This window comes from Magnetococcales bacterium (assembly GCA_015231925.1).
Classification (GTDB): Bacteria; Pseudomonadota; Magnetococcia; order Magnetococcales; family JADGAQ01; genus JADGAQ01.
The window spans coordinates 1-7,272 of the sequence record JADGAQ010000202.1; the positions used below are offsets into that span (position 1 = coordinate 1).

Annotated in this window: 7 protein-coding genes; all 7 read left to right on the forward strand. The window is 57.1% G+C overall.

The annotated features are described in order from the left end of the window. Positions 1–34: 34 nt before the first annotated feature. Complete coding sequence (locus tag HQL56_16785) at positions 35–2,212, forward strand: SUMF1/EgtB/PvdO family nonheme iron enzyme (GenBank protein ID MBF0311173.1); 2,178 nt, start codon at positions 35–37, stop codon at positions 2,210–2,212. A gap of 215 nt (positions 2,213–2,427) precedes the next feature. Beyond that, on the forward strand, positions 2,428–2,967 hold the full coding sequence (locus HQL56_16790) for an HRDC domain-containing protein (GenBank protein ID MBF0311174.1): 540 nt from the start codon (positions 2,428–2,430) through the stop codon (positions 2,965–2,967). Further along, positions 2,954–3,316 (forward strand): diversity-generating retroelement protein Avd, encoded by a 363-nt coding sequence (gene avd, locus HQL56_16795; protein ID MBF0311175.1) that lies wholly within the window; start codon positions 2,954–2,956, stop codon positions 3,314–3,316. The genes HQL56_16790 and avd overlap by 14 nt, the downstream gene beginning before the upstream one ends. Before the next feature lies 1 nt (position 3,317). Further along, complete coding sequence (locus HQL56_16800) at positions 3,318–3,569, forward strand: UPF0175 family protein (GenBank protein ID MBF0311176.1); 252 nt, start codon at positions 3,318–3,320, stop codon at positions 3,567–3,569. A 28-nt stretch (positions 3,570–3,597) separates the two neighbouring features. Next, the gene (locus HQL56_16805) at positions 3,598–4,629 is read left to right on the forward strand and encodes an RNA-dependent DNA polymerase (GenBank protein MBF0311177.1); all 1,032 of its coding nucleotides are present in this window, start codon (positions 3,598–3,600) and stop codon (positions 4,627–4,629) included. Next, on the forward strand, positions 4,556–5,308 hold the full coding sequence (locus HQL56_16810; protein MBF0311178.1) for an SUMF1/EgtB/PvdO family nonheme iron enzyme: 753 nt from the start codon (positions 4,556–4,558) through the stop codon (positions 5,306–5,308). The genes HQL56_16805 and HQL56_16810 overlap by 74 nt, the downstream gene beginning before the upstream one ends. Before the next feature lie 79 nt (positions 5,309–5,387). After that, positions 5,388–7,272, forward strand: a 1,885-nt coding sequence (locus HQL56_16815; GenBank protein MBF0311179.1) for an NAD-binding protein, incomplete at its 3' end; no start/stop codon positions are given.

Here is a 7,272-nt window from a genome sequence, read left to right on the forward strand (position 1 = left end):
GATTTTTTTTGGCCGGACCAAGGAGAGGTTGGAGTTGAGGGACGCCCTGGCGGCCCAGGCCGCTCGTGGATGCGCTTTTTTGCTGGTGTTTGGGGCGAGCGGCAGCGGCAAGTCATCGTTGGTGAAAGCGGGCTTGCTGGCGGACTTGAAGATTCCCGGGATGATGGAAAAGGTTGGATTGGTGAGGCACGCCATTGTACGGCCCACGGATGACGAGGATCTGAATGCGGTGCTGGCCAAGGGTTTTTTGTCTTCGAATGCGCTGCCGGAATTGACCTTGCTCCAATACGATCAGGAGACGTTGACCAAACTATTGCGGGCTGCGCCAGAGCAGGTTGTTTTGCCTATTCGCCAAGGTCTTGCCCGTGCTGGCGAGGAAGCGAAGCTGATCAAGAGTAACGACGCCCAGGCCCGTCTTTTATTGATTGTGGATCAACTGGAAGAGTTGTTTACCCAGGTAAAGCTGGATCAGCCGGAGCGTGAAGATTTCGTGAAGGTGTTGAAAGCCTTGGCGGAAAGCGGGCTGGTATGGGTGATCGCCACCATGCGGAGCGACTTTTTTGATCGGTTGGCCACGTTGCCGGAATTGGGTCAATTAAGCGAGGAAAAGGGCCGCTATCTGCTCTACCCGCCTGCGCCATCCGCCATTGGCCAGATCATTCGGCAACCAGCGCGGGAAGCGGGATTGCGGTACGAGAAGGATGCAAAATCCGGGATTGGGTTGGACGATTTGCTGCAAGAGGCGGCTTCCCGTGATGGAGCGTCATTGCCATTGGCATCGTTCACCCTGGAAGAGTTATGGAATCACCGGACGGAGAAAGGGTTGTTGACCCATGCGGCCTATGAAGAGATGGGAAGATTGGAAGGATCGCTGGGCCGGAAAGCGGAAGAGGTGTTTGGGGAACTGAGAAAGGAGGATCAAGGCTCCTTTGCTGGTGTGATGCGCCAATTGGTGACGGTTGGACATATGGAGGGAGGGAAAGCGACGGCGCGGACAGTTTCGTTGGTTCAGTTTGAGGATGGGACCGCTTTGCGGAGGGTGGTGGATGCGTTTTTATCGCCGAAAGCGCGTTTGTTGGTAGCGGATGGGGATGGCGCGGGTGCGCAGGTTCGTGTGGTGCATGAAGCGTTGTTGAACCATTGGCCGAGGGCAGCGCAACAAATAGAGCAGGATTATCGTGATTTGCAGTTACGTGGACGGTTGGAACAATCGGCGGAGCGATGGCGTTTGGCGGATAAGAAAGACCGGAAGAGCCTATTGTTGCCGTCTGGATTACCATTGCAGGAAGGTCGTGGCCTGCTGAAGCGTTGGTCCAATGGCGAACTGGAGCCTGGGATTGTTGATTATGTGAAGGCGTCGGTTTCGGCGCATAAGTGGCGACGTCGGAAGCAGAGCTTCGCGGGTTTTTTGCTGATTTTATCCCTTCCGGTGGGATATGGGGTGTTCTGGGGGGTGAAAACCTACCTTGGGGTACAGGAGGTGGAGAAGGAGATGGCATTTGCATCAATTCCCAAGGGTTGTTATCAGATGGGCAGTCCGGAAACCGAGTTGGATCGTGGTGATGATGAAAAGCAGCACGAGGTTTGCGTGAAAGGGTTTAGTTTAGGCAAATATGAGGTGACGCAATGGGAGTGGGAACAGGTGATGCACGGGAATCCCTCCTCATTTAAGAGTGACAAAAAGCCCGTTGAGATGGTGAGTTGGTTTGAGGCAATGGATTTTGCGAAGTATATGAGCTGGTTTGGCCAGCACCGATACCGTTTGCCGAGTGAAGCGGAGTGGGAATATGCGGCGCGGGGTGGCGCGGACTTTTCGAGGTATTGGGGGGATGGAGAGAAAGAAGCATGCCAATATGCCAATGTTCTGGATCTGGACCTGAAAGCCAAGCAGGGCAAAGCCGCCGGTTCCTGGTTCGAGTGCAGTGATGGGCACATCACCACGGCCCCTGTTGGGAGTTTCAAGCCGAATGGCTTTGGTTTGCACGACACGCTGGGAAATGTGTGGGAATGGACATGCTCGGCCTATGCCAAGGAATACGACGGATCGGAGAAGAATTGTGCCAAGGCGGAGGATATTGGCTCCTACCGGGTCAATCGGGGCGGTGGCTGGGGCCGCAACCCGGCCAACGTCCGCTCCGCCTTTCGCTTCGACAACGGTCCGGGCGATCGCTACGACGCTCTGGGCTTCCGCCTTGCCAGGACTGACCCTTGACGCTTTAATCCTTTTACCCTTTTACCGCCTTTTCCTGGCTGTAAGAGGCTTGACGAGGAGCGGAACCGGGTTGGCCAGCGAGCGATGTTCAGCGAGCCAGCCAATCCGGTGGAGCGGAGCGGCAAGCCGACTGGGAGGGGGTCCAGGGGGGCTCCCCTGGTGGGTTCCAAGGGCGAAGCCTTGGTCGCGAAATTTTTTTGAGGTGGTCAATTCCGGTGAATGTCAAAATTTTTACGTTAAAATTCAATAAATTATCCGGATCCTTCGATGATGTCGAAGTGCGCCAGTTCCTGGCGGACAAGGAGGTGCAATCTATCCAGGACCACGCCTTTGCTTATCAGGGTATGCCCTATCTGACCTTGATCATCGTCTATAACCATATCGGCGGCAACGAACATCCCGTGCTAACCGGAAAGAATCATGCGAATGAACGGGATGAAAATTGGCGCAAGGTGTTGCAGGAAACGGATATTCCCCTGTTCAACACCCTGCGGGAGTGGCGCTCTCACAAGGCCAGAGAAGAGGGTGTCCCCACCTACTTCGTTTGTACCAACAAACAGTTGGCCGACATTGCCCACACCCGCCCCACTAGTATGACCGCTCTGGCCAAGGTGGACGGCTTCGGCCAGGGTCGACTGAAAAAATACGGCCAGGAGATCCTTGCCATCCTGAGTAAGAAGGTTGGCACGGAACTTTCCGCAGAAGAGGAGAAAATTATGCCGCCTTTTGAAAGCCCTAATAATGAATCCATATGAAGACCTGCCGGTTTTTGTCAAGTGGATGGAATTCCTCAAGTGGCTGCTCCCCGCCACCGAGAAATTCCCCCGTCGAGTCCGCTTCACCTTCGCCAACCGCATCGACACCCTCGCTCTTGATGTAGTAGAAGATCTGGTGGAAGCTCGCTATAGTAGAGACAAACTGGAGATCCTTAAACGAGCCAACCTGCGCCTGGAAAAAATCCGAGTACTCCTGCGTCTTTGTCACCAGGAGCAGTTTCTCTCCCACGACGCCTTTGAGTTCGCCATTCGAGGCGTGAACGAAACCGGACGCATGCTGGGGGGATGGATGAAGCAACAAGCTCATCATAAGACTGGAGAGCCATAAGATGACAACACTCACGATCGACCTTCTGGAAACGGTCTCCTCTGCTTTGTGGCGCACTCTAGACGATCTGATTCGGGGAATAGGCCTGACTGCGGCGGCCACTTGGTGCAGCCAGGGCCGCATCTCCCAAAAAATCACCGCCCGCTTTGCTGGGCTGGACCGGATCGATTTTTTGCTTGCCCTGAGCAGAATGGATATCGACTCCTTCCAGATGGATTCCCAGGATTTAGACCGGGAACTCTCCCGTGGCTGAAACCGCCATCATCAACGCATCGCCTCTCATTTCCCCTGGCCGCGCCGGTCGCCGAACTGGCCATCTTTTCGACGCCATCGTCTCCTTTGCCAACCTCTGGCAAGCCGCCCACAAGGCATGGAGAGGGAAAAAGGACAAAGTGCGCATTGCCGATTTCTACTTCAACCTGGAACCGGAACTCCTGCTCCTCCAACACGAACTGATCTCCGGCCGATACCAGCCTAGACCCTACCACGTCTTTACCGTGACCGATCCCAAACGCCGGGAGATCGCTGCCGCCGACTTTCGCGACCGGGTGGTGCATCACGCCATCATCCAGATCCTGGAACCTCTTTTCGAGCGTCGGCTGATCTTCGACACCTACGCCTGTCGATTGGGCAAGGGCGCCCACGCCGCCGTGCAGCGGGCACAGACCTTTGCTAGACGTCACCCCTTTTTTCTCAAGTGCGACGTCCGGAAATATTTCCAGAGCGTGGACCACGCTATTCTCAACACCCTGCTGGCCCGCATCATCAAAGACCCTCTGGTACTCGACTTGCTGGCCCGCATCATCGCCCACCCCGTGCCCGGCCATGCCACCGGCAAGGGCATCCCTATCGGCAATCTGACCAGCCAGCACTTCGCCAACCTCTACCTGGGCGAACTGGACCACTTCCTCAAGGAGCGGATGGGGATACCGAGCTACCTCCGCTACATGGACGATTTTCTCTGCTTTGGAGAGAGCCGATCCTTTCTGCACGGGATGCATGAGACCGTCCGGCAATTCCTGGCCGATCACCTAGCTCTGGAACTAAAGGAAACCGCCACCCTCCTGACGCCTACCAGTGAAGGCATTCCTTTTCTGGGCTTCCAGTTGTTCCCTGCCACCATCCGCTTGCCGCACCGGGGGATGGCTCGTTTCCGGCATAACCTTGCCGCCAGAACGCGAGCCTTTCAGAAGGGCGAGATCCATGAAAGGTTGCTTTCCCTCTCCATCGGCAGCATGATTGGTCACATGGTCCACGCTGATACCCTGGCCTTGCGTCGCCAACTCTTTTCGGCAGTGGTGGATCTGGGATGACGGCCCAAAAGGCTCCAACCGGGTCAATCGGGGCGGCAGCTGGAACAACAACCCGGCCAACGTCCGCTCCGCCAATCGCAACAACAACGATCCGGGCAATCGCAACAACAATCTGGGCTTCCGCCTTGCCAGTACAACCCATTCGCCAGATAGGGCCGGTTCACGGATCGTCCCTCCGTGCACAAGGTTTGTCCAAGCCGTCATCCCGCGCCGGTGCGGGTCACCGGACGAAGAAAAAGGATCCCTGGCGTCTGGTAGGCCTGAGCAGGTTCGAAGGCCGCCGGGGACCGCTTCTCACCAACCCTATTATCGGCAACCACCGTTAGATCTTGCAATAATGTTTGTGTTTTACGTGATTCCCTTCTCGGGTCGAGCTAGACGACCGTGGACTCAACTTGCAAACCCGGGGGTCCCGGAGGAGCTGTTTTTGGAACGGACCAAGGGGATGGTAGGAACGGAGCGATTCCGCCGGCCTCTTCCTGACCATCACCGGGTCGCCAACCCGGATTCCTGGATCGGCGACCACTTCGACCATCCCGCCGGAGGATGGCTATCCGTAACATGCCATCTTCCATCGGGATCACCCTCCCGGCTACGGAAGCTCGGCTTGCCAGCAGACAGGGCATCGTGGACTTCCTCCAGATGGCCCGGCAAGAGGCCGGGCGATAGATACAGGTGAGGGGAATTTTCTGCAAAGCCTCGCTTGCATCCATCTCGGCCCGGCCACGGGAGAGCTTGGCTTTCCTAAGGAGTGATCCATGCCCACCAAAAACACCGCCCTATCGACCAACCGCTTCCCGATCCTTCCCCTGGCCTTGGTTGGTCTGATCCTGCTGCTGACCGGTTGGCTCCTGGCCATGCTCGGCTACTGGCTACTCCTGCCGCCCCCACCCTGGGGCGACGAGGCGCAGCATCGTCTCGATATGATGACCCAAGCATGGCGTCTGGTTTTGATGCCTTGGGAGGTATCGGTGGGCGAGGACGTCGCCCTGCTGCTACATATTGCCCGCCAAACCTTGACCTTGCTCGGTCTTGGGATCATCAGCATTTCTGGTTATTGGTGGTTGCAAAATCCGTTACGGGTGTGGAGAATTCAGCGCCAAGGGGGTCATATCGTCTTGTGGGGAACGGGACGAATGGGAGCGGCTGTGTTGCGCGATCAGCTAAGTCGTAAGTCGCCTGTAATTCTAGTCAGTCAGCCTCCTTTCCAGCCCTGGATACAACCCGGCGTAGGGGTGATTTCCCCTCGCCAGGATGGAGAACAACTCTGGATCAGCGCCGGACTGGCCAACGCCAAGGCCATGATCGCCGTGGCCGATGACGACCAGGAGAGCTTCCAGGCTACCCTGCAGGCGGATAAATTTCTCCAGAAAAGACCTTCGCTCAGGGCATTATCCCTGAGCGCCCACTTGGCCGATGACGCCTTGCGCCGCTCTCTCGAACGGGATCTCGGGATCCGGTCGCCATCTGGAAAACGATCGCTGCGGCTCTTCTCACTGGCCAAGGCGTCGGCCCGCCTACTCTTCAAGGCCGCTCCTCCCGACCGCTTTCGCAGCCTGAACGATCCCTCCCGCAACCATATCCTGATTCTGGGAGCGGGAGAATGGGGACGGGAGATCGGATTGCTCTTTCTACGGCTGGCCCACTTTCGTCATGGCCATCCACCGGATATCACATTCGTGGATCGCAGAGCCGATGCCGAGACTGAGTTCTTCGACCACTATCCGCAAGCAGGACTGGTTGGCCAAGTGACGTTCCATCGTTTGGATGTCCAAAGCGAATCCGGAATGACGCGATTATTGGAGGAGATGGTGGTCGCCCATTCGCCTATCGCTATCTACGTCTGCCTTGGCAACGCGGCTTCTTCAGTCAGCGCCGCCATTCAGGTGGAACGGATTCTGCGTCGGATGCTTCAGTTTATCCCCCCCATCAGCGTGCGACTGGAACAACCCGGTCTGCTCCGAGAAATGCTGGATACCGACCAGGAAAATCTCCAGGGCGGGGGCATGATCCGTCCCTTTGGGTTCCTGGACGAGATTTTCTCCCATGAGATGCTGTTGCTGGAAGAGGTGGACCAAGTGGCGCGGTTGCTCCATCAGCGTTATTATCAGGAGTGTCTTGAACGAGGGGAGCCGTCGGGCAGCCGACCCGCCGTGGTTCCCTGGGAAGAGTTGCCGGAAGTGTTCAAGGAGGACAACCGGCTGGTGGCCGACCATCTAGCCATCAAACTGCGCGATCTCCACTGTCGCTCGGTTCCGGGCCTGTCGCCGAATGAACAGAGATTCACCGAACAAGAGGTGGATGAGGTAGGTCGGGCCGAACATCACCGATGGTGCGCCAATCGCTGGCTGAACAACTGGAAATATGCTCCTCAGCGCCAAGACCAAAACCGGCTGCACCACAATTTGGTTCCATTCGATGACCTCTCCCAGGAGGACCAGGAAAAAGACCGCCAGATCGTCCGGGTTGATCTGGCCAACACCATGAACGCGCTGGGCGCACCCATCCGCCGAGAGTGGCCGGTGGCGGTTTGGGCGGATGGGGCCGCCAATCTTCTTACGGCTGTACAATCGGCGTCCATTCGGGAATTTCTCGAACAACGGCCTCCGGTTGGTGCGGTCCCAGTACTGACGGCCCCCCTCC

Bases quoted from the DNA above. Each gene is read 5' to 3' on its own strand.
- HQL56_16800 (MBF0311176.1), top strand. From the start codon at position 3,318: ATGACAACACTCACGATCGACCTTCTGGAAACGGTCTCCTCTGCTTTG.
- avd (MBF0311175.1), top strand. From the start codon at position 2,954: ATGAATCCATATGAAGACCTGCCGGTTTTTGTCAAGTGGATGGAATTC.